At 70.5% G+C, this 1149-nt stretch carries 1 protein-coding gene; it reads right to left on the reverse strand.

Annotated elements, in window-relative coordinates; translation table 11 throughout:
• Positions 1-172: 172 nt before the first annotated feature.
• A partial coding sequence (locus tag ABZ281_RS50140; protein ID WP_356665588.1) for an AMP-binding protein occupies positions 173-1149 on the reverse strand: 977 nt, incomplete at its 5' end.

Here is a 1149-nt window from a genome sequence, read left to right on the forward strand (position 1 = left end):
GGGCATCGGCCGGAGGGCGGGCATCGGCCGGAGGGCGGGCATCGGCCGGAGGGCGGGCATCGGCCGGAGGGCGGGCATCGGCCGGAGGGCGGGCATCGGCCGGAGGGCGGGCAAGGGTCGACCAAAGGATGACGCCGGCCCGCTCTGCCGTGACCAAAGCCGCGCCGCCGCCTCACACCGGTCGCGTCCGGCCCTCCCAGTACGGCTCCCGCAGCCGCCGCTTGTACAGCTTGCCGTTGGGGTCGCGGGGCATCTCGGCGATGAAGTCGACGGTCCTGGGCCGCTTGTATCCGGCGAGCCGGTGGGCGCAGTGGTCGAGGAGGTCGGCCGCGAGCGCGGGTCCGGGCCGGTGTCCGGGGGCCGGTTCCACGACCGCCTTGACCTCCTCGCCCCAGTCGTCGTGCGGGATGCCGAAGACGGCGGCGTCCGCGACGGCAGGGTGGGCGAGCAGGGTCGACTCGATCTCGGCCGGGTAGATGTTGACCCCGCCGGAGATGATCAGGTCGATCTTGCGGTCGCGCAGGAAGAGATAGCCGTCCTCGTCGAGGTGGCCGAGGTCGCCGACGGTGAAGAAGTCGCCGATGCGGTTCTTGCGGGTCTTGGCCTCGTCCTTGTGGTAGGAGAAGCCGCCGGTGTTCATCTTCATGTAGACGGTGCCGAGTTCACGGGGCGGCAGCCGGTTGCCGTCGTCGTCGAAGATCGCGAGCTCGCTGATGGGCCAGGCCTTGCCGACGGTGCCGGGCTTCTTCAGCCAGTCCTCGGCGGTGGCGAAGGCGCCGCCGCCCTCACTGGCGGCGTAGTACTCCTCCACGCAGGGTCCCCACCAGTCGAGCATGGCCCGCTTCACGTGGTCGGGGCAGGGCGCGGCACCGTGGATGGCGTGCCGCATGGAGGAGACGTCGTAGCGGTCCTTCACCTCGCCGGGCAGGGCCAGCAGGCGGTGGAACTGGGTGGGGACCATATGGGTGTGGGTGCAGCCGTGGATGTCGATGAGGCGGAGCATCTCCTCGGGCGTCCATTTGTCCATGAGGACCAGCCGGTGGCCGATGTGCAGCGACGCGCCGGCGAACTGCAGGACGGCCGTGTGGTAGAGCGGTGAGCACACCAGGTGCACGTTGTCGTCGAACGGCCGGATGCCGAAGATGCCGA

Source organism: Streptomyces sp. NPDC006265, assembly GCF_040613555.1.
Taxonomy (GTDB): Bacteria; Actinomycetota; Actinomycetes; order Streptomycetales; family Streptomycetaceae; genus Streptomyces.